Genomic DNA, 20,068 nt, shown 5'->3' with positions numbered 1-20,068 from the left:
AACGCCGCTCATAAAACGCGATGAAAAACACGGTAATACCTCGCTGGTACTCGCCTCCTTTCCCTATGAGGCGTAGGTTTCTTTTCGATAAATCCGGAAAGGAACAAGAGGTCAACATGGAGTGGATACTGTGGTTGCTGGCAACGGTGTTAGCCTTAAGCATCGGTAGCTTTATTAATGTTGTTATTCATCGCTTGCCTATACAGATTTTACAGCCAGGAATCAGTGTGGGTTTACGGCGACCCGCTTCACACTGTCCGGTTTGCAAAACGTGTTTGCGCTGGCGAGACAATATACCCGTATTGAGTTGGCTATTATTACGAGGTCGGTGTCATTTTTGCAGATGTGCTATCAGCCTGCGCTATCCGCTAATAGAAACTGCCTGTGCAGCAATTAGCCTATTGTTCGTTGCATTGCTTCCAGTTGAAAAGTCATTACTCGCGGTACTTCTGCTGTTTTGGCTGCTGCTGACCGTCGCGATCATCGATTACGAGCATTTTCTGTTGCCAGATGTGATCACCCTGCCACTGCTGTGGTGGGGACTGTGCTTTAAAGCGATGGAGTGGATACCCGGTTCACTGTCTGATGCGGTGTTCGGTGCCATCTCTGGCTATGGTTCGCTCTGGATTCTCCTTCATAGTTATCAATGGATTAAAGGGATAACTGCGTTGGGCATGGGGGATGTAAAGCTGGTCGCGGCCATGGGCGCATGGCTGGGGTGGGAGCTTTTGCCTTTGATGCTTTTTTTTGCTTGTAGTAGCGCGATGTTAGCGATTTTTTTCGCCAAAATTTGCTGGCAACGTGACCTTAATCAGCCTCTCGCATTTGGCCCCTGGATCGCCCTGGCGGGCATAAGTCTTTTTATTAACACGATTATTTAATAACCAGTTCATAGGCTGGCGCTAAAATAGCCGGCCAATTAGTGGCCAACGCCCTGATTCCTATATGAAAAGAATAAACAATTCTAAACAAAATTAATCATTGTGATGTAGGTCAAAAGGCTCTATATTGGCCGCGTTTTTTAAACCACTGATACTTTTTTGTTCAACTAGTCAATCGGCCAGCCTGTGTGAGCCCCGGTTGAAGGAGAGATATGATGACGGATAAAGTCCGTATTGATACTTTTGGTGCCAATTCATTCAACGGAAACAACGACGCATTCTTAGCCCGTCAGGCTGAGTTTGAATCAAACGTCAGGAGTTACCCGCGCAAATTGCCTTTAGCGATTGCCAAAGCCAATGGCGTGTGGATCACAGATGTTGAGAATAAACAATATCTTGACTGTCTGGCTGGCGCAGGGACGCTGGCACTTGGTCACAACCATCCTGATGTTCTGCAGAGCATCCAAAATGTCATTACCAGCGGCTTGCCGTTACATACTCTTGATCTGACGACACCTCTGAAAGATCAATTCTCTGAGTCTTTGCTCTCGCTGCTGCCTGGCCAGGGTAAAGAGTACTGCCTGCAATTCACCGGTCCTTCCGGTGCTGATGCCGTTGAAGCGGCTCTGAAGCTGGCTAAGAAAGTCACTGGTCGCAGTGGCGTAATCAGCTTCTCAGGCGGCTACCATGGTATGACCCATGGTGCGTTAGCCGTTACCGGCAACCTTTCGCCGAAAGAAGCGGTCAATGGCATGATGCCAGAAGTGCAGTTCATGCCTTACCCGCACCTGTACCGTTGCCCATTGGGCCTCGGTGGAGAAGCCGGTGTTAAAGCACTGACCTACTATTTCGAAAACCTGATCAACGACGTTGAAAGCGGCGTACGTAAACCTGCGGCTGTCATCCTGGAAGCAGTTCAGGGTGAAGGCGGCGTGAACCCGGCTCCGGTCGAGTGGCTGCAACGCATCCGTAAAGTGACTCAGGAACATGGCATTCTGCTGATCCTGGACGAAGTACAGGCTGGCTTTGCGCGTACCGGTAAATTCTTCGCCTTCGAACACGCTGACATTCAGCCAGACATCATCGTGATGTCAAAAGCTGTCGGCGGCGGCCTGCCACTGGCTGTACTGGGTATTAAAAAGCAGTTTGATGCCTGGTCACCTGGCCACCACACTGGCACCTTCCGCGGCAACCAGCTGGCGATGGCAACCGGTCTGGCAACCTTGAAAGTCCTGACCGAGCAGAACATTGCCGGGAAAGTGGCAGAGCAAGGCGAATGGCTCAAAGCGCAGTTGGCTGAAATGCAGAAGCGCTTCCCAGTCATCGGTCACATTCGCGGCATGGGTATGATGATCGGTATTGAGATTGTTAAACCAAACGAAGCGGCTGACCATATGGGTAGCCTGCCGGCTGATGGCGAACTTTCTGCGCTGCTGCAGAAGAAGTGCTTCGAAGCAGGTCTGATTCTGGAGCGTGGCGGACGTCATGGTGCAGTATTGCGTCTGTTGCCGTCACTGCTGATCACCAATGAAGAGTTGGCGATTTTCCTGGATAAATTTGAGCAGGCGCTGATTGGCGCTGGCATCAAACCTGTTTGATTGGAAGAGTAAATGTCTGAAGTAAACCCGATTCTGGCCGCCTCAGCACAGAGCATTGAGGCGTACCAGCAGGCGATTGCCCAGAGCAGCGCCGCGGTTGTGCAGTGGCTGCAACAGCCTGAGATGTATCAAGGCAAAAGTGTTGCCGAACTGCGCGAGCGTATCACGCTCGACTTCAATCCAAACGGCTTGGGTAACCAGGCCGCGATTGAACGCGCGATTGAGTATTTCCTGAAAGACAGCCTGTCAGTGCACCACCCACAATGTGTGGCGCACCTGCACTGCCCAAGCCTGGTGGTAAGCCAGGCCGCAGAAGTGCTGATCAACGCCACCAACCAGAGTATGGACTCATGGGATCAGAGCCCTTCTGCCACCATCATTGAGGTCAAACTGATCGAATGGTTGCGTGCACAGGTGGGTTACCCAGCAGGCGATGCTGGCGTGTTCACCAGTGGTGGCACACAAAGCAACCTGATGGGCTTGATGCTGGCGCGTGATGCGTTCTATCAGCGTCAAGGTCATTCAGTGCAGTTGGACGGCATCACTGGCGATCTGCGTAAGATCAAAGTGTTGTGTTCTGAGAATGCGCACTTCTCGGTACAGAAAAACATGGCGCTGCTTGGCCACGGTTACAATTCTGTGGTGCAGGTGAAGTCTGATCAGTTCGCACGGATGGACGTTAACGACCTGAAAGCCAAACTGGCGCAGGCCGAAGCCAATGGCGAGCAGATTCTGGCGATTGTCGCGACTGCAGGTACTACCGATGCAGGCGCGATTGATCCCCTGCGCGAAATCGCGGGCATCGCGGCTGAGCACAACATTTGGATGCATGTCGATGCAGCTTGGGGCGGCGCACTGCTGCTGTCTGAGAAGTATCGTTACTACCTTGATGGCCTGGAGTTAGTGGATTCCGTGACGTTGGACTTCCACAAACAGTACTTCCAGACCATCAGCTGTGGCGCATTCCTGTTGAAAGATGAGCGTCACTACGAGCTGATGCGTTATCAGGCGGCTTACCTGAACTCTGAGTTCGATGAAGAAGCCGGTGTTCCTAACCTGGTATCCAAATCTCTGCAGACCACGCGTCGTTTCGATGCATTGAAGCTGTGGATGGGTCTGGAAGCTCTGGGTCAGAAACAGTATGCCGCGATCATCGATCACGGTGTGACGCTGGCACAGGAAGTGGCGAAGTTTGTGACTTCAGAACCACGCCTTGAGCTGGTGATGCAGCCACAACTGGCAAGCGTGCTGTTCCGCTACCGTCCAGAGCAACTGACCGATATCGCGCAGATTGCTCTGTTCAACCAGCGTATCGGCGATGCCCTGCTGGATTCTGGCCGCGCCAACGTAGGTGTGACGGAGCACCAGGGTGTGACTTGCCTGAAGTTGACTTTGCTGAACCCAACCGTGACGCTGGAAGACATCAAAGTCCTGCTGGCGCTGGTTGAGAAGACTGCTAATCAGCTGCTGAACGCGTAATTCTGCTGTGTTCGATAAAGCCGATGACTGAAAACAGTCATCGGCTTTTTTATTGCCTGATGATTGCGCTGTGCCTGTAAGTAATGCCATTACTCCCGATCCAATAAACCTCCATTTTATTCGTGACTGAACGGACCCCATACGATCAATCACGGTGCAAGCTGCACCGTAATAAAGCTTCATTATGTCGAATTTTACTTGTAGGGGCATGGATACCAGATACTTACAATCTGGCACGACAATTGCTTTTCTCCATATACCGCATCCTGCACGTCAGGAACAGGCGCCGTAGTCTGGTAAGCGGTTTGTGGCACAGTGCCACTCCAATACATCGAATTCAGGCGAAGAAGCCCCACCGGCAATGCTGTCGGCGGGGCTTTTTTTATTGGAGTAAATTTATGAGCAAGTTAAAAGCGTGGTTTCAGGGACCACAAGACATCACCGAAGCGGAAGCGGTCGAGGATTATGCCGTTGGGCGTGTTCCCTCCCACTATCGCTGGCCAATCCCGGCCATCATTTTAGTGTTACTGGGCAACTCAACCGCCATGTTTTGGTTCAGCCTCGGCGCAGATATCAGCTATCAGGTCGGCTGGCCGCTGCTGCTGTTACCCATCGGGTATATGGTGGTGTTTGCCACCCTCATTGGCTCCTGCATTATGAAAATGGCCAGTAAAGAGGGCCTGTCACTCAATCTGATGACGCGAGGTTTAGGCTTTGGATATATGGGGTCGGCCTTTACCTCATTGATCTATGCCATCAACTTTATCTTTTACTTCTTGTTTGAAGGCACCATCGTGTCACATGCCATCGCAAACTACGCAGGTGTGCCGGTTAACTCCATCACTGGTATCGCGATTTTTGCATTGATGGGGTTGGCGGCAATTTGGTTTGTATGGAAAGGCATGTCGTCAATGCAGTTCTTGCAAACCTGGGGCGTGCCGATCTTCATCTTGCTATTCGGTTTCTGCATCTGGCAACTCACCCACCATTATCCCACGGTTGGCTTCGGAGGCTGGCAGCCGAAAGCGGAAGTCGACAGCAATGCACTGTGGCTGGTGATGAATATGGCCAATGGACAGATCGTGTTTCAGGGCTTGATGGCCACCGATTATGGCCGCTTCGCTCGTCCTGGCGTGAGTCATAAAGGCACGGCGACCATTATGCTGGGGATGTTGATTCCCATTGTGGTGGTAATGCTGTTTGGCGCCTTTATGGCCTATACCTTGATGCCGCACATTCATGGGCAGGATGTCTGGTCACTGGCTTTAGATCCTGGCTTTGTCTTCCCGCTGATTATTGGACTGACTGGCGTGCTATTTGCAGTGATCACGCAGATTCGCATCAACGTACTGAACCTCTATTCCGGTTCTATCGCGCTGTCGAATACCATGGATATGGCGTTTAACTATCGTCCGGGGCGTCAATGGTGGATGCTGCTGGTCTGGTTGCTTGGCGTGGTGTTCTACGTTTGCAATATTCTGCAGTACACCGGTACTTTCCTTTCGATTACCGGCATTCTCACCAATACTTGGGTGTTTATTATCCTTGCTGACTATTACATCTGCCGCAAAATGCTACACCTTGCGCCGTCCGATTTTGTTGAGTTTCGCAAAGAGTATCTGCGGATGTGGAACCCAAGCGGCGTCATTGCCCTTTGCGTTGCGGTAGCCATTGGTGCTGCAGGTGTGCTCGGTGTTTACCCTATGGTTTACGCGTCGTTCATTGCCATGTTGGTGGGGCCGGTGCTGCACGTCGCTATCAGTGTCGCCACGCGTGGACGCTATTACTTTAAGACATTCCCTGATGATATGCAGACCAACTGGAAACCTTCTGATGCCTATCAGGGGCCTAAGCCAGTCTTCCAACCATTAATGAGCAAGGAGGCTGAGTAATGAAAATTAACGTTGCGACTATTCAGTTTGAACCCACACAATTTCGTAAAGATGAAAACGTCGCCCGTCTGCTGCAACTTGCCAGTCAGTCGGCACGTGATGGCGCCCAACTAATAGTGATGCCGGAAATGGCCACCACCGGCTATTGCTGGCAGGATCGTGCGGAAGTTGCGCCCTATGTAGAAACAGCTGATGGCGAAACCAGTCAGGCTTTTGCCGCCATCGCGCGGGAGTACCATTGCTATCTGGTGTTTGGCATGCCCGAGCATGACCCTGTCACAGACATCTATTACAACAGCGCTATTTTAGTCGGCCCACAAGGTGTGATTGGCGTGCATCGTAAAACCCACCCTTATATCTCTGAACCCAAGTGGGCCGCCAACGGTGATGTCGGGCATCAGGTTTTTGCCACCGAAATTGGCAATATCGCCTTGCTGATTTGTATGGATATCCACTTTATCGAAACGGCCCGCCTGGCAGCGCTGGGCGGCGCGCAAATTATCTGTCATATCAGTAACTGGTTGGCGGAGCGGACACCGGCACCCTACTGGTTAACTCGCGGTTGGGAAAACGGCTGCGCCCTGATTGAAAGTAATCGCTGGGGCTGGGAGCGCGGTGTACAGTTCAGCGGCGGCAGTTGCATTGTCGACCAAAACGGCTGCATTCTGGCCAGTTGTGATAGTGGCGATGGCGTGATCCGTGCCGAGTTAACGCTGTCTACTGACAATCCCTCACTGAGCAAACGGCGTCCTGAGCTGTATCAGCGCCTGATGACCAACACTTTTATGTGGAATCCTCAAGATTTCTTTGGCTTGTACGGCGGCGATCCCCTGCCTGCTGCCAAAGATTCGCGCATTGCTGTCGCGCAGTTCCATCCGGCCAATGACATCGCTGAAAATTTGTTGGTGATCCGTCAATGGGCGGAGCAGGCAAAATCGCGCGGTGCTGAACTGCTGATATTGCCAGAACGTGCGTTGACAGGAGGTGAAGGTAAGCACAATGCGCTTAGGCTAAACGATGCGCCAATTGAGAGCCTGTTAAAACTGGCGATTGAACTGGATATCGCGTTGTTGACTGGATTTACCGAGCGCGAAGGTCAGCAATACTACAACAGTGCCCTACTGGTGAGCAGCGCAGGATTGGGTGCGCACTATCGGCAAATCCATCTTAGCGGAGGCGATCAGCAATGGGCCAGCCCGGGCAATAAATGGGTGACCTGCGATCTACCTTGTGGGCGAGTGGGAATCCTGCTTGGTGAAGATTTACTGGTGCCTGAGGCCGCACGTATTCTGGCATTAGAAGGATGTGACATCATCGCCTGTCCCGCTCAGCTCAATACGCCAATCCCCCTGGCGCATGCGGGGACAGCAATCTCTCACGCCTGGCCGATTCCGCGCGGTGCCGACCCGTATCACTGGCTGTTACCTCGTGTACGTGCAGGCGAGAATAATGTTTGGCTGGCCTTTGCCAACTGGGCGCCATCAACCGGAGTGAGTTTTGGTTTAAGCGGTGTATTTGGCCCTGATACTTTTGCCTTTCCTCGCATCGAAATCAAAGTGCCATGCACAGATGGCTTAGCGGTACTGGATATGACAACCGGGTCGCCAGAGACGGCCTATCCTAATCATGTGGTGAGACGAAAAGATCTGGTATTGATGCGTCAGCCGCACTATTACACCCCGCTGGTCATGCCCACCAACCAGTAATCACAACGAGCGACCATTTATGTTTGCAGCGGTTTTAACATCGGTGCAAAAGTCGCTCTCGTTTAATCTCCAGTAGCGAGTTATGTTCTGGCGGCGATCATGCTGCCAGAACAGTCAGGAAAAGCGTCTATTCATCAGGAGTCACTATGTCTGCCACACCACCCCCAAAAAATGTCATTCCGATTGGCATTCTTTACTCCGTCTCCGGCGATTATGCGGTGATCGGGCGCGAAATGCTGAACGGGATACTGCTGGCGATTGAAGAAATCAACGCCAACGCTGATTACCACTTTACCCTCGCGCCAGTGGTGCGCGACCCAGGCGGTTCACTGGATAAATATTATGACCACTGCCAGGACTTACTGTATCGCCACGGCGTACGTCATGTGATCGGTTGCTACACTTCAGCGGCGCGCAAAACCATCTTACCGCTGATCGAAGCCGCCAACGCTCTGCTGTGGCACTCTGCACGCTATGAGGGTTTCGAAAGCAGTAACAGCGTTATTTATCTGGGCGCGACACCCAATCAGCATGTGTTACCACTCCTGAACTGGCTGTTGCAGCAGCAGGATGTCGCGATGTATCACGTAGGATCAAATTACGTCTGGTCATGGGAGATGGATCGCATAACACGTGAAACCGTGATTCCGGCGGGTGGCGAGGTTTTAGCCAGCAAGTTGCTGCCGCTTGGTGAAGAGAATGTCGATGAGCTAATTACCGATATCATCACGCAGCGGCCCAGGGTGCTGCTCAATACCATGGTGGGCAAAAGTGCGTATAGTTTCTATCGTGCCTGGCATCGAGCCAGCCTACAGCACCCTTGGCTCAACGATGTATTAAAATTAAGCCTAACGCTGTGCGAACCGGAAGTGGACATGATAGGCGCGGCAGCCCTTGAAGGATATCTGGTCTCAGCGAGTTGGTTTCAGTCCATCGACAATGCCGCCAACCGTGATTTTTTACGCTGCTACCGCCAGCGATTTGGCGAAGGCGTGTCGCCTTCCGTCGACAGCCAAAGCGCATGGTTGGCTGGGCACCTGCTGGCGCGCGCGATCACCCGTCACGGTGATGCTGACGTTGAGGGCGTGCGGGCTGCCGTGCTTAAAGATGAGATGGATTCCCCCGCTGGATCAATCCGTATTGATGCTGACAATAATCACAGCTGGCTGACGCCGCATCTGGCGCGCTGTCACGATGGCAAGTTAGAAAGTTTTTGGCAAGCCCTCCAGCCTGTAAAGCCCGATCCCTGGTTGGCATGGACCGATCTCGATGATCGGAATCAGGATGGGGAGCGCACATGAGCCGAAAAAATGTGCAAATGCGCGGGCTCAGAGTGTGCGTGATTGGCTGCGCGGACCGTGATAATCATCACCTCGAGCAACAATTTTCCCGCATGGGGATTCAGGGTGAATTTTGCGCGACCTTTCCAAACGAAGCGCAACTCTCTGGGCAACAATTGCTGGTCTTTGATGGCGACAATCCGGCACTGTTTCATCCCACCAACACATTACCCTGGCCTGCGTTACCCAAAATCGCGCTAACCGCCATGGAAACGCCCTCGCGACTTCAGTGGATTACCGAGCAGAAAATTGACAGCTATATGCGCAAACCGGTGCGATTCGATGGGGTGATGACCGCCTTCACGCTGGCACTTGAGAGTGCTGCACGTTTCGCTCAACTGGAACAACAATTAAGGCGCCAAGATGAGCGTCTGCGCGCCCGCAAGTACTTGTTCTCCGCCCAAATACAGGTGATGCAAGCACTACAATTAGGGGAAGATGAGGCTTACAATCTGCTGCGTCTTGCAGCCATGGCACAGCATATGACGATTGAGAATCTCAGCTGCGAATTCCTTAACAACAAAACATCCTGGTTAAACATTCTTAAAGCGTTAGCAACTGATAAAATTTAACGTCGTGTTGTGGCTCGTTGGAAAGCGTGTGGAATAAAATGAAAATTGTGATTTTCCTGGCCATTTTGATCGCTGGTGTATTGCTCATACCTGACAGCCTGGTTGGGCATTTTGTTCGCGTATCCGGTGATGGTGAAACAGCGATGGATAAATACGATTTCACCCTTCTTCTGATTAAGGCAGCCATTTCTGCAATCATTGCCCTCGCAGTATTGCAGATTGTTCGCCGGACGCGCTGATTTAACAGGCACACCTCCCTGTGCGGCACGCTAAATTACTGGGGGATTCGCGCGATCACCTTGATTTCAAAATCAAAACCTGCCAACCAGTTTACCCCCACTGCCGTCCAGTTTGGGTACGGCGGTTCACCAAAATGCCGTAAACGCACCTCATTCACGATGGCAAATTGGTTTTCAGGATCGGTATGAAAACTGGTGACGTCCACCACATCACCCAGCGTACATCCCGCTGCTTTCAGCACGGCCTGCAGGTTTTCAAACGCCAGATTGACCTGACGTGCAAAATCAGGTTCCGCAGAACCATCATCCCGACTTCCTACCTGGCCCGAGACAAATAACAGGTCTCCAGAACGTATTGCGGCAGAATATTGATTAATTTCATACAGCGCCTGACGTCCCGCTGGAAAAATGGCATCACGTTTGTTCATAATCGCTCTCCTGATGGAAAAAGGGTGAAACCGGGTAGCTAAGCCGGTTATCGCTTTAACATACGCCGCGTATGTATTAATATGGATAATATACGCAGCGTATGTCAATGCAAATTTTTGGAGTTGCTATGGCAGCCAAACGGCGAACAGAACAGGTAGAAGAAACACGGGCAAAATTAATTGGGGCTGCTCGAAGGGCATTCGCAGAGAAAGGATATAGCGCTGCATCAATGGATGATCTGACCGCTGAAGCGGGGCTAACACGAGGTGCGCTTTATCACAATTTCGGCGATAAAAAGGGCCTATTGCAAGCCGTTATCGACCAGATCGACGCAGAGATTTTGGTGCAGATGCGTGCCGCTGGGCAGCAGTTTGAATCAAAGTGGCATGCCTTTCTGGCGGAAGCGATTACCTACATTGAGATGTCCCTGGAGCCAGAGGTGCAGCGCATCATGCTGCTTGATGGTCCCGCTGTGCTCGGCGATCCTTCACAGTGGCCCAATCAAACTGCCTGTCTGCGCACCACGGCAGACATGCTATCAGTGCTGATTGCAGAAGGCACAGTAAAGCCAATGGATACTGAAGCGGCGGCTCATCTGGTGAACGGTGCCGCCTTGAATGCCGCGTTGTGGATTGCCGCCTCCAGCGAGCCGGTTGCAGCGCTTCCGCGCGCAGTGGATGCGTTCCGCGTATTGATGTCCGGACTGCTGGTTAACCCACCTGCGGCTGCACATTGAGTTCGCGTACATAATCAAGGAAGGCTTGTAACGGTGCCGGGATCAGCCGGCGATCGTTATAGTAAAGCCACAGACCTGAAAAACTCAGCCACCACTCGGGTAAAATCGGCTGCAAACTACCGTCATTCAAGGTGGGTTTGATCCAGTCTTCGAACAAATAGACCACACCCACGCCTGCAACAGCAGCAGAAACCGTGAGATCCATTGCCGCGCCAATACTGCAAATCAATGGACCTTTTGGCTGTAAACGCACCACCTCTCCCCCATTCTCGAACTCCCAATCAGCGACAACACCCGTGGCGTAGCGTCCATACAAGCAGCGATGCTGCAACAGATCACGCGGATGCTGTGGCGTGCCAAATTCGGCTAAATAGACGGGCGAAGCAGCTGCGGCAAAGCGCTGCACGCGTGGACCAATCGGCAGAGCCACCATATCTTGCTCCAGATGATCATCGTAACGTATGCCAGCATCACAGCCATCGCGGAAGATATCCTGCACGTTGCTTTCTGCCACCACTTCCAACTGAATGTCGGGATTGCGCTCAAGGAAGCCGGGCACGATGGAGGGCAGCACCAACCGGGCGGCGCTAACCGGGACATTCAAACGCAGCGTCCCTCCCGGCGTATTACGGAAATTGTTCAGTGCATCCAAAGCTGCATCCACTTCGTTCATCGCTGGCATCAAGCGCGACATTAACGCTCTGCCCGCTTCGGTGAGCGCCACGGTGCGTGTGGTGCGGTTAAATAACCGAACGCCTAGCTGTTCTTCCGCTCGTCTCACGGCATCACTCAAACGTGAAGGATTGCTGCCGGTCATCCGCGCCGCTTCGCGAAACCCACCCGCTTTAGCCACTGCGACGACTGCGTGCAGCAATGCGATGTCTAATGCCATTGTTCGCCACTCCGTACACTGTGTCCTGATTTCACCGGATAGTTGCACAGCGATTTGGCTATTACAATCTGATCACACATCGATGCAGGAGGTTTCCATGTCTCACAACGTAAATACCTACACCTTGGGTGATCGTCAGGTCAGCCGTCTCGGCTACGGCGCTATGCAACTGGCGGGGCCTGGTGTGTTTGGCCCACCCGCTGATGAAATCCGTGCGCTCCAGGTTCTGCGCGACGCGGTTGCTGCTGGCGTGAATCACATTGATACCAGCGACTTTTACGGTCCGCATGTGACCAATCAGCTGATTAAAAAGCGCTACATCCTTATACCGACGATTTAATCATCGTCACAAAAGTGGGCGCGCGTCGCGATAATAAAGGGGGTTGGCTACCCGCGTTCTCGCCTGATGAGTTGACGCAGGCGGTGGAGGACAACCTGCGCAATCTCGGCCTGGAGACGATGGAAGTGGTGAATCTTCGCTCGATGTTGGATGTCCATGGCCCCGCAGAAGGCTCACTGGAACCGCAGGTTGAGGCGATGATTAAACTGAAAGAACGCGGTCTGGTAAAGCATATTGGCTTGAGTAATGTGACGCCCCAACAGGTGGCGGATGCGCAGAAAATGACGCCGATCGCCTGCGTCCAAAACCTCTACAATCTGGCTAACCGTCAGGATGAGGCACTGGTAGATAAGCTGGCTGAGCAAGGGATTCCTTACGTGCCCTTCTTCCCACTCGGCGGCTTTTCACCCTTGCAATCAGAACAACTTACCGCAGTGGCACAAGCGTTAAATGCCACCACCTTGCAAGTTGCTTTGGCTTGGCTGCTACAGCGTTCACCTAATATTTTGCTGATTCCCGGTACTTCTTCACCAGAGCATCTCAAACAGAACCTGGCGAGCGGAGAGGTGGTGCTGTCAGCAGAAATCGTGCAGTGCTTAAACAGCATCGCTTAGATCTGAACGGTGCGGCTTTCGGGCCGCGCCAAAATCCCCGCCTCAATCAAGCACGCCTTCAATACGCCAAACGCATCCTGACACTGACGCTCATCAACACAGGCATAACCTAATAGCAAGCCACGTCGCTCTTGGGGGTGCATGTAATACTGAGAAAGCGGCCGAACTTTTACACCACGTCGCAGCGCTAGCGCTGCAATCGCCACATCATCGCAGCCAACAGGCAGATTCATGACCAGATGCAGTCCCGCTTCATGATTCACTAACGGCATGAAATCTTGGCCCAGATAACGCTCAATCAAACTGACCAAAAAGCGGCGACGCTGACTGTAGAGTTTGCGCATACGACGAATATGCGCCATGTAATGCCCTTTCTGAATAAACTCTGCCAGCGCACGCTGCACCAGCAGATGCCCTCCGCGATACAGTTCAGCGGCCGCTACACGCAAGGGCTGCGCCAGTGCTTTAGGCACCACCAGATAGCCCAGTCGCAGCGCTGGATAAAGCGTTTTACTGAAGGTACCCATGTAAATCACTGGCGCATCCGTTTCAAATCCTTGCAGCGACGGATAAGGCTGACCGGCGAAACGAAACTCGCTGTCATAGTCATCTTCCACCAGCCAGGATTTATGCTTTCGCGCCAAATCCAACAGCTGCTTACGCCGCTCCAGGCTCAGATGAACGCCCAATGGGTATTGATGTGACGGTGTCACGAATATCATTTTTGGTGCGCGTGATCTCGAGGCTATTTCGGGCCTGATCCCCTGCTCATCCACGGGCATCGCCTGAATTTTTAGCCCGTTAATGCGCAATAAGTTTCTCGTGCCCCAATAGCCCGGCTCCTCGATCCATACCGGATCGCCGGGATCGCACAATACGCGCGTCACCAAATCCACCGCCTGATGTACGCCTTCCGTGATGATAATTTGGTCAGCATCAGCATGTACCGAACGCGCCACGCTGAGATATTCCGCCAACGCTTGTCGCAGGTGCGGGCAGCCACCGTTACTGCTGTAGATCAATCGATCAACATCCGGCTCTCGATTGAGACGAGCCTGAATCTGACTAAACAGTTTATGCGGAAACTGGGTGACGTCTGGCGCACCGGGTACAAACGCGCCCCATTGATAAGGCGAGGCATTGGCGTGTCCCAACAACGAAGCCCCGCGCTTAGAGATTGCCGCGGTTTTGGCGACCAGCGGCATGTTCAAGTCGCCACTGCGCGGGCTGTTCAGACACCCTTCCGGTAATGTTTCAGCGATCCATGTACCGCTGCCGGTTCGCGCCGTGACATAGCCTTGTGACATTAAATTTTCATAAACGTTGAGTACGGTATTGCGTGACACTGACAACTCGCGTGCCATATCGCGCGTAGCCGGTAATCGCGTGGCGCGCGGAAAAATCCCTTCAGCAATCGCCGCCTGCATACACGCCAGCAGACGCTGCTGCAACGTCCCTTCCGGCATAAACTGCAAACGTTCTAATACATGATCGGCGTACAAACTTCGCAATTGGCTCCCTCCTTTTCTCTAAAAGTGGCTCTGGCAACTAACCTTAGCGCAGGGATAAATAAGCGTGTTTGTTGTGATTTGTAAAGACGCTTATCGCTAAGGAAAGGTTATGGAAGGTAAAAACAGCCAGTTGCAACAACGTAAAGATGATGCCCTGCCACGCGGTACTGGGAATCTGTGCCAGTGGTACGTTGAGCAGGCAGAGAACGCCACATTGCGTGACGTTGAAGGTAATAGCTGGATTGATTTCGCTGGCGGGATTGCGGTACTCAACACCGGTCATCGCCATCCACGCATCGTTAAGGCCATTGCTGAACAGTTAGAAAAATTCACGCATACCGCGTTTCAGGTTACGCCGTATGAAAGTTATGTCGCCCTGGCTGAACGCATCAATGGCGTAGTGCCGATTGCCGGTAAGGTTAAAACAGCCTTCTTCTCAACCGGTGCCGAAGCGGTAGAAAATGCCGTTAAAGTGGCGCGCGCCGCAACACGTCGTCACGGCATCATCACTTTTGGCAACGCTTTCCACGGCCGTACCTTTATGACCATGGCGATGACCGGAAAAGTGGCACCTTACAAGCGTGATTTTGGTCCGATGCCCGCATCGGTTTGGCATGCCCGATATCCCAACAGCGTCACGAGCATCAGCGTTGAAGATGCGCTTGCCAGCCTGCACGATATCTTCACGCAAGATATCGCCCCACAAGATGTCGCAGCGATTGTCCTGGAGCCGGTACAAGGTGAAGGCGGCTTCCATGTTGCGCCGCCAGCCTTCATGGAGCGCCTGCGTCAACTTGCTGATGAACATGGTATTTTGCTGATTGCCGACGAAGTGCAAACTGGCTTTGGTCGCACCGGCAAATTGTTTGCGATGGACCATTATGCTGTCAAACCTGACCTCATCACCATGGCGAAAAGCCTTGCAGGTGGCATGCCGCTGTCAGCCGTGAGCGGTCGCGCTGAAATCATGGATGCCCCAGGCCCCGGCGGTTTAGGCGGCACCTATGCCGGTAATCCATTGGCGATTGCTGCAGCACATGCTGTGCTGGACATTATTGCCGAAGAGCAGCTGTGTGAACGTTCGGCCCAATTGGGTGAGCAGCTTCAGACATTCTTGCAGCAAGCCCGCACGCACTGCTCCGCCATCACCGACATTCGCGGACTTGGTTCGATGGTCGCGGTGGAGTTTGCCCAAGCGCAAACGGCGCAAACCATTCAGCAAGACGCGATGGCTCGCGGTTTACTGCTGCTGACCTGCGGCCCGCAGGGTAATGTCATTCGTTTCCTCTATCCGCTCACTATTCCGGATGCGCAATTTAGCCAGGCTCTGGACATCCTTAGTGACGTGCTAAGCCAGCACTTGGATTCGTAGCTGTTACTCAGTTTTCCCGGTCCGTCATTACGGGCTGGGCTTCTCACCTGCTGTAGCAAGGCTGTGCGATCAACAGCCCGAGAGACGATCTGGAGAATAATAATGAGTTCACAAAATGCCGATGCGCTGGCGCAAGGCCTAAAGCCGCGTCATGTTCGTATGTTATCCATTGCTGGCGTAATTGGCGCTGGCCTGTTTGTGGGTTCCGGTCATGCCATTGCTGAGGCAGGCCCAGCCGTGTTACTGGCTTATATCGCCGCCGGTACGTTGGTGGTGCTGATTATGCGCATGCTGGCTGAAATGGCTGTCGCCTCGCCAGATTCCGGATCATTTTCAACGTACGCCGACAAATCGCTGGGTCGCTGGGCCGGTTTCACCATTGGCTGGCTTTACTGGTGGTTTTGGGTGTTAGTGATCCCGCTTGAAGCCAATGCCGCGGGTACGATTCTACATGGTTGGTTTCCGCAGGTTGACGTGTGGGAATATACATTAGCGATCACCCTGTTCTTGACGGTGAGCAACCTGTTTAGCGTAAAGAATTACGGTGAGTTCGAATTCTGGTTTGCTCTGCTGAAAGTGGTCGCCATTGTTGCCTTCCTGATTGTCGGCAGTCTGGCTATTTTCGGTATGCTGCCGGGCAGCAGCACGCAAGGCATTTCTCACCTCTATGACACGCATGGCTTTATGCCAAACGGAATCGGTGCCGTGCTGGCCGCCATACTGACGACCATGTTCTCCTTTATGGGAACGGAAATCGTCACCATTGCTGCAGCGGAGTCACGTGAACCGAAAAAGCAGATTACACAGGCCACCAATTCCGTCATCTGGCGTATTGCGTTGTTTTACCTGCTGTCGATATTCATCGTTATTGCACTGGTGCCGTGGAATACCCCATCGCTGATGAAAGCCGGTTCTTATCAAACCGCAATGGAGATGATGAACATCCCTTACGCGCGACAAATCGTGGATGTGGTGGTGCTGATCGCGGTGTGTAGCTGTCTTAACTCTGCGCTTTATACTGCTTCACGCATGCTTTATTCACTTTCCCGTCGTCAGGATGCCCCTGCCTCTGCATCAAAAACCACTCGCAGCGGTACCCCTTGGGTTGCGGTCATCGCCTCAACTGCCGCTGCATTTCTCGCGGTGTTCGCTAACTATCTGGCACCAGCAGCGGTATTTGAGTTCCTGCTGGCCAGTTCCGGCGCGATTGCGTTACTGGTTTATCTGGTCATAGCGGCTTCGCATCTGGTATTGCGCAAAAAGCGCGAAGCGCGGGGTGAGTTGTTAAGTTATCGCATGTGGCTGTTCCCAGGCTTAACCTGGGCAACCATAGTGTTCATCGTGGGTGTACTGATCTCAATGTTGTTTATGCCAGCGCATCGCTCTGAAATCATCGCTACCGGTTTACTCACTTTAGCGGTGTTGATCACCAGCCGTATCGTGCATCGTAAACGCGCTTTGCGCGAGCGCGAGGCGTTAGTGGTAGTGCGTTCATAACGCCAGAGATTTCCGGGCAAGGATGCCCGGAAGCCTTACTCATATTGCACATCGATACTGATAGATTCTTCCGGAACGTTAATCACCACAATGCACTTATTCCACACCGGTTTGCCTTCCGTCATCTCGTTATCCACAAAATATTGCTGGAAATCTTTCAACGCTTCGGTCAGATCGCCGATAGCCTGGGCATCCGGTTCAAACCAATCCGGTTCACCGTTTTCATCCAGGTAATCGAACTGATATTCGCCACCTTCGTCATCGGCAAAAAGTTCGGCTTTGACGATCAGTTCTCGCGCCCCTTTTGGCCCGCAACTGAAAACGATTTGAGCGATACGGCGGTAAAGATCTTCGTAGGTCATAGCAATGAATTCCCATTTTTGGTGAGCACTGGCGTCGCAGTTAATTGCGCCGCCACGTTACCGAGCGCTCTTATTGACTTTATTACTCATGAGAAGAGAATGAGGCTCTTCGAACAGTAATATTGAAAGAAATGGAGTTTATCATAGCCTGTTCAGCGCATTCTCCCCGTGTTGCGACGTTGAAAAAGTCTGCCACTCTCTTGGCTGCCGCACTGTTTCTTGCCAGTTGCTCATCTGAGCCGCCAAAGTCACTGGTCACTCCGCTGCCTACCGTGACGTCGAAACCGCTGCCGACTTCGCCAGCCCAGCCGCATGAACCGGTGCGTGGCGTATGGCTGACCACTGTTTCCCGCCTCGACTGGCCGCCGATATCCTCTGTAAACGCCAGCCCGGCAAATCGTATTAACCAGCAGCAGCAGGCGCTGATCGATAAACTGGATAAGCTGAAGAGCCTCGGCATCAACACGGTGTTTTTCCAGGTCAAGCCGGATGGCACGGCGCTGTGGCGCTCAAAAATTTTGCCATGGTCCGATATGATGACCGGTAAAATTGGCGAAGACCCTGGTTACGACCCGTTGCAATTTATGCTGGATGAGGCGCACAAGCGCGGCATGAAAGTGCATGCATGGTTTAACCCTTACCGCGTTTCAACCAACGTGAAGCCCTCCACCGTCAATGAGTTGAACAACACCTTGTCTCTGCATCCAGCCAGTGTGTTTGTTTTGCATCGTGATTGGATTCGCACCGCGGGCGATCGTTTCGTGCTCGATCCCGGCATCCCCGATGCGCGAGACTGGATCACCAGCATCGTTGCTGAAGTGGTCTCGAATTATGCGATTGACGGTGTGCAGTTTGATGATTATTTCTACACCGAATCACCCGGTTCAACGCTTAACGACAACGCGACTTTCCGCCAATATGGGCAAGGTTATGCCTCCAAAGCCGACTGGCGCCGCCACAACACGCAACAACTGATTGAGCAAGTTTCACGCACCATTAAACAGCTCAAGCCGAATGTTGAGTTTGGTGTCAGTCCAGCCGGTGTATGGCGCAATCTTTCACATGATCCTGCGGGGTCGGATACGCGCGGTGCCGCGGCTTACGATGAAGCCTACGCGGATACACGCAAGTGGGTACAAATGGGATTACTGGACTACATCGCCCCGCAACTTTATTGGCCGTTTGCACGCCAGGCGGCGCGCTACGATGTGCTGGCTAACTGGTGGGCTAACGTAGTGAAACCTACCCACACGCGTCTCTACATTGGTGTCGCACTGTATAAAATTGGTGAAGCCTCGAAAATGGAACCCGACTGGACTGTTAACGGCGGTGTTCCCGAGTTGAAGAAGCAACTCGATTTGAATGAATCAGTGCCACAAATCAACGGCACCATTCTTTTCCGCGAGAACTACCTTAACCAACCGCAAACCCAGCAAGCGGTGAATTATCTGCGTAGCCGTTGGGGGAATTAATTACAGCTTTCTACGTTCACAGCAGGTTGGGTAAAACGTGCTGTGAATGTATCATCAGTTGAATCTATGTTTTTGCTATAAATAAAACCCGTAAAATTTCCACTTGAGATTAATGTTTTACGATAAGTCGTCTTATTTTCATCAAAGCAATCCAATAATGATTTGAAATCTGAGACATTTACAGTCGCATTCCGATATGTTGCATTATTGATCTCATGCTCACTCACGATCATTCTAAGACGTTGCATTAGCGCACTATGTCGAACAAATACATTCAAACTCGGTGAAATCCAGTAGGTAAGCTCGATCACCTCACTAATTTTCTCTTCCAACCCTTCGATAGTTTTTGACTTATCATAAAATCCTGTTCCCTTCCAGACAGGTTCATTATGCGCAATTCTATTGCGCAGCGTTCTTATCGATTCAATGCGTCGTCTGATAATATCGCGTTGCTGAAATTGTTTGTTCTTCCCAGTAACTAAGGGCAATTTTTTGAACGCGTACAAATACCCTTTAGGCCACAAAAAGCCCTTACTGGCGTCTCCATCGTAGAAACTTTTATCCATTACATATTCCCAAACACTGAAGTCAGTTTGAGAGATGATTTGATCTAACGTGGGTGCCGCAGCGGTATCCGACCCCAGTTTCTTCTTAAGAAGCTTCTGCGCACTCCTTTTGGCTTTGGCCAAACCGTTTTCAAAGTCTCTAACCTGTGGTGATTTTACCATCGGTTTAATACCCGCTGAATTCGGAAGTGCATTTACGTCTTCGATTAAGTGGTAAGGTAGCAATTCAAACCAGTGCTGATTAGGTAAAGTTGTAATACTGTTTTTACCTGCATCATTAATTGCATTTCGTAACGCCACTTCAACCAATTGCAATAAACTGCCTAAAGCGCCCGATAATTCTAGATTCCATCCATACAAACCAAAAAGCTCGGCTTTATTCTCGATAGAAAATGCAGAGTGATAACTAGCTAACCGCGCCGGAGAAATGAGTTTCACCATATCAGTAAAGTCAAAATTATTTGGCATGCAATCAATATCCAAAGTTCCTTTTAAGCTGAAAGTTATACTACAGAACGATAAACAGTTCGATTGCATTCATTTTAAAATACGCATACACTTCACAACGTA

17 protein-coding genes and 1 pseudogene are annotated in these 20,068 nt (G+C 51.9%); 13 read left to right on the top strand and 5 right to left on the bottom strand.

Features of this window, described 5'->3' with window-relative positions; all coding sequences use genetic code 11:
- Positions 1 to 116 precede the first annotated feature (116 nt).
- The 8 genes from HA51_RS00940 (at position 117) to HA51_RS00905 (ending at position 9,707) form a co-directional block, all read left to right on the top strand.
- Entirely contained in the window at positions 117 to 881 is a 765-nt protein-coding gene (locus HA51_RS00940) for a prepilin peptidase (RefSeq protein ID WP_084931275.1), read from the top strand.
- A gap of 215 nt (positions 882 to 1,096) precedes the next feature.
- Positions 1,097 to 2,479, top strand: a complete 1,383-nt coding sequence (locus tag HA51_RS00935) for a diaminobutyrate--2-oxoglutarate transaminase (protein WP_084931273.1) — start codon at positions 1,097 to 1,099, stop codon at positions 2,477 to 2,479.
- A gap of 12 nt (positions 2,480 to 2,491) precedes the next feature.
- Positions 2,492 to 3,958, top strand: coding sequence for a pyridoxal phosphate-dependent decarboxylase family protein (locus HA51_RS00930; RefSeq protein WP_084931271.1), 1,467 nt, complete (start codon positions 2,492 to 2,494; stop codon positions 3,956 to 3,958).
- A gap of 398 nt (positions 3,959 to 4,356) precedes the next feature.
- On the top strand, positions 4,357 to 5,850 hold the full coding sequence (locus HA51_RS00925) for a purine-cytosine permease family protein (protein WP_084931269.1): 1,494 nt from the start codon (positions 4,357 to 4,359) through the stop codon (positions 5,848 to 5,850).
- The gene (locus HA51_RS00920) at positions 5,850 to 7,556 is read left to right on the top strand and encodes a nitrilase-related carbon-nitrogen hydrolase (protein ID WP_084931267.1); all 1,707 of its coding nucleotides are present in this window, start codon (positions 5,850 to 5,852) and stop codon (positions 7,554 to 7,556) included. Before HA51_RS00925 ends, HA51_RS00920 begins: the two co-directional genes overlap by 1 nt.
- Positions 7,557 to 7,702: 146 nt before the next feature.
- Entirely contained in the window at positions 7,703 to 8,857 is a 1,155-nt protein-coding gene (locus HA51_RS00915) for a transporter substrate-binding domain-containing protein (RefSeq protein WP_084931265.1), read from the top strand.
- Complete coding sequence (locus HA51_RS00910) at positions 8,854 to 9,468, top strand: ANTAR domain-containing response regulator (RefSeq protein WP_084931263.1); 615 nt, start codon at positions 8,854 to 8,856, stop codon at positions 9,466 to 9,468. The genes HA51_RS00915 and HA51_RS00910 overlap by 4 nt, the downstream gene beginning before the upstream one ends.
- 38 nt (positions 9,469 to 9,506) lie before the next feature.
- Positions 9,507 to 9,707, top strand: a complete 201-nt coding sequence (locus tag HA51_RS00905) for a hypothetical protein (protein ID WP_084931261.1) — start codon at positions 9,507 to 9,509, stop codon at positions 9,705 to 9,707.
- 35 nt (positions 9,708 to 9,742) lie between these two features.
- Here the strand turns inward: HA51_RS00905 and HA51_RS00900 are convergent, their stop codons facing one another.
- Positions 9,743 to 10,135 (bottom strand): RidA family protein, encoded by a 393-nt coding sequence (locus HA51_RS00900; protein ID WP_084931259.1) that lies wholly within the window; start codon positions 10,133 to 10,135, stop codon positions 9,743 to 9,745.
- A gap of 128 nt (positions 10,136 to 10,263) precedes the next feature.
- Between HA51_RS00900 and HA51_RS00895 the strand changes: the two genes are divergently transcribed.
- The gene (locus HA51_RS00895) at positions 10,264 to 10,872 is read left to right on the top strand and encodes a TetR/AcrR family transcriptional regulator (protein WP_084931257.1); all 609 of its coding nucleotides are present in this window, start codon (positions 10,264 to 10,266) and stop codon (positions 10,870 to 10,872) included.
- On the opposite strand, the gene HA51_RS00890 is transcribed toward HA51_RS00895, so the two are convergent.
- Positions 10,847 to 11,764, bottom strand: coding sequence for a LysR family transcriptional regulator (locus HA51_RS00890; RefSeq protein WP_084931255.1), 918 nt, complete (start codon positions 11,762 to 11,764; stop codon positions 10,847 to 10,849). The two genes, HA51_RS00895 and HA51_RS00890, sit on opposite strands and share 26 nt — an antisense overlap.
- 97 nt (positions 11,765 to 11,861) lie before the next feature.
- Between HA51_RS00890 and HA51_RS00885 the strand changes: the two are divergent.
- Positions 11,862 to 12,718, top strand: a pseudogene (locus tag HA51_RS00885) (aldo/keto reductase family oxidoreductase).
- On the opposite strand, the gene pdxR reads toward HA51_RS00885, so the two are convergent.
- Positions 12,715 to 14,229 (bottom strand): MocR-like pyridoxine biosynthesis transcription factor PdxR, encoded by a 1,515-nt coding sequence (pdxR, locus tag HA51_RS00880; protein ID WP_211282879.1) that lies wholly within the window; start codon positions 14,227 to 14,229, stop codon positions 12,715 to 12,717. The pseudogene HA51_RS00885 and the gene pdxR overlap by 4 nt on opposite strands.
- A gap of 109 nt (positions 14,230 to 14,338) precedes the next feature.
- On the opposite strand from pdxR, the gene gabT reads away from it, so the two are divergent.
- Both gabT and gabP read left to right on the top strand, forming a co-directional pair.
- Positions 14,339 to 15,601 (top strand): 4-aminobutyrate--2-oxoglutarate transaminase, encoded by a 1,263-nt coding sequence (gene gabT, locus HA51_RS00875; protein WP_084931253.1) that lies wholly within the window; start codon positions 14,339 to 14,341, stop codon positions 15,599 to 15,601.
- 102 nt (positions 15,602 to 15,703) lie between these two features.
- Positions 15,704 to 17,098 carry a GABA permease gene (gabP, locus tag HA51_RS00870; protein WP_084931251.1) on the top strand — a complete coding sequence of 465 codons (1,395 nt, stop codon included), beginning with the start codon at positions 15,704 to 15,706 and terminating at the stop codon, positions 17,096 to 17,098.
- 35 nt (positions 17,099 to 17,133) lie between these two features.
- On the opposite strand, the gene HA51_RS00865 is transcribed toward gabP, so the two are convergent.
- Complete coding sequence (locus HA51_RS00865; protein WP_084931248.1) at positions 17,134 to 17,460, bottom strand: hypothetical protein; 327 nt, start codon at positions 17,458 to 17,460, stop codon at positions 17,134 to 17,136.
- Positions 17,461 to 17,591: 131 nt separating this feature from the next.
- Between HA51_RS00865 and HA51_RS00860 the strand changes: the two genes are divergently transcribed.
- Positions 17,592 to 18,932, top strand: coding sequence for a glycoside hydrolase family 10-like protein (locus tag HA51_RS00860; protein ID WP_139810604.1), 1,341 nt, complete (start codon positions 17,592 to 17,594; stop codon positions 18,930 to 18,932).
- Here the strand turns inward: HA51_RS00860 and HA51_RS00855 are convergent.
- On the bottom strand, positions 18,929 to 19,966 hold the full coding sequence (locus HA51_RS00855) for an Abi family protein (RefSeq protein ID WP_084931246.1): 1,038 nt from the start codon (positions 19,964 to 19,966) through the stop codon (positions 18,929 to 18,931). The two genes, HA51_RS00860 and HA51_RS00855, sit on opposite strands and share 4 nt — an antisense overlap.
- Positions 19,967 to 20,068: the final 102 nt, after the last annotated feature.

The sequence above is a fragment of the Pantoea rwandensis genome (assembly GCF_002095475.1).
In the GTDB taxonomy this organism is placed as follows: domain Bacteria; phylum Pseudomonadota; class Gammaproteobacteria; order Enterobacterales; family Enterobacteriaceae; genus Pantoea; species Pantoea rwandensis.
This window is presented reverse-complemented; position numbering and strand designations above follow the sequence as displayed.

Bases quoted from the DNA above. Each gene is read 5' to 3' on its own strand.
- HA51_RS00915 (WP_084931265.1), top strand. From the start codon at position 7,703: ATGTCTGCCACACCACCCCCAAAAAATGTCATTCCGATTGGCATTCTT.
- HA51_RS00930 (WP_084931271.1), top strand. From the start codon at position 2,492: ATGTCTGAAGTAAACCCGATTCTGGCCGCCTCAGCACAGAGCATTGAG.
- gabT (WP_084931253.1), top strand. From the start codon at position 14,339: ATGGAAGGTAAAAACAGCCAGTTGCAACAACGTAAAGATGATGCCCTG.
- HA51_RS00890 (WP_084931255.1), bottom strand. From the start codon at position 11,764: ATGGCATTAGACATCGCATTGCTGCACGCAGTCGTCGCAGTGGCTAAA.
- HA51_RS00935 (WP_084931273.1), top strand. From the start codon at position 1,097: ATGACGGATAAAGTCCGTATTGATACTTTTGGTGCCAATTCATTCAAC.
- HA51_RS00940 (WP_084931275.1), top strand. From the start codon at position 117: ATGGAGTGGATACTGTGGTTGCTGGCAACGGTGTTAGCCTTAAGCATC.
- HA51_RS00865 (WP_084931248.1), bottom strand. From the start codon at position 17,460: ATGACCTACGAAGATCTTTACCGCCGTATCGCTCAAATCGTTTTCAGT.
- HA51_RS00900 (WP_084931259.1), bottom strand. From the start codon at position 10,135: ATGAACAAACGTGATGCCATTTTTCCAGCGGGACGTCAGGCGCTGTAT.
- HA51_RS00925 (WP_084931269.1), top strand. From the start codon at position 4,357: ATGAGCAAGTTAAAAGCGTGGTTTCAGGGACCACAAGACATCACCGAA.
- HA51_RS00920 (WP_084931267.1), top strand. From the start codon at position 5,850: ATGAAAATTAACGTTGCGACTATTCAGTTTGAACCCACACAATTTCGT.
- HA51_RS00905 (WP_084931261.1), top strand. From the start codon at position 9,507: ATGAAAATTGTGATTTTCCTGGCCATTTTGATCGCTGGTGTATTGCTC.
- gabP (WP_084931251.1), top strand. From the start codon at position 15,704: ATGAGTTCACAAAATGCCGATGCGCTGGCGCAAGGCCTAAAGCCGCGT.
- HA51_RS00855 (WP_084931246.1), bottom strand. From the start codon at position 19,966: ATGCCAAATAATTTTGACTTTACTGATATGGTGAAACTCATTTCTCCG.
- HA51_RS00860 (WP_139810604.1), top strand. From the start codon at position 17,592: ATGGAGTTTATCATAGCCTGTTCAGCGCATTCTCCCCGTGTTGCGACG.
- HA51_RS00895 (WP_084931257.1), top strand. From the start codon at position 10,264: ATGGCAGCCAAACGGCGAACAGAACAGGTAGAAGAAACACGGGCAAAA.
- HA51_RS00910 (WP_084931263.1), top strand. From the start codon at position 8,854: ATGAGCCGAAAAAATGTGCAAATGCGCGGGCTCAGAGTGTGCGTGATT.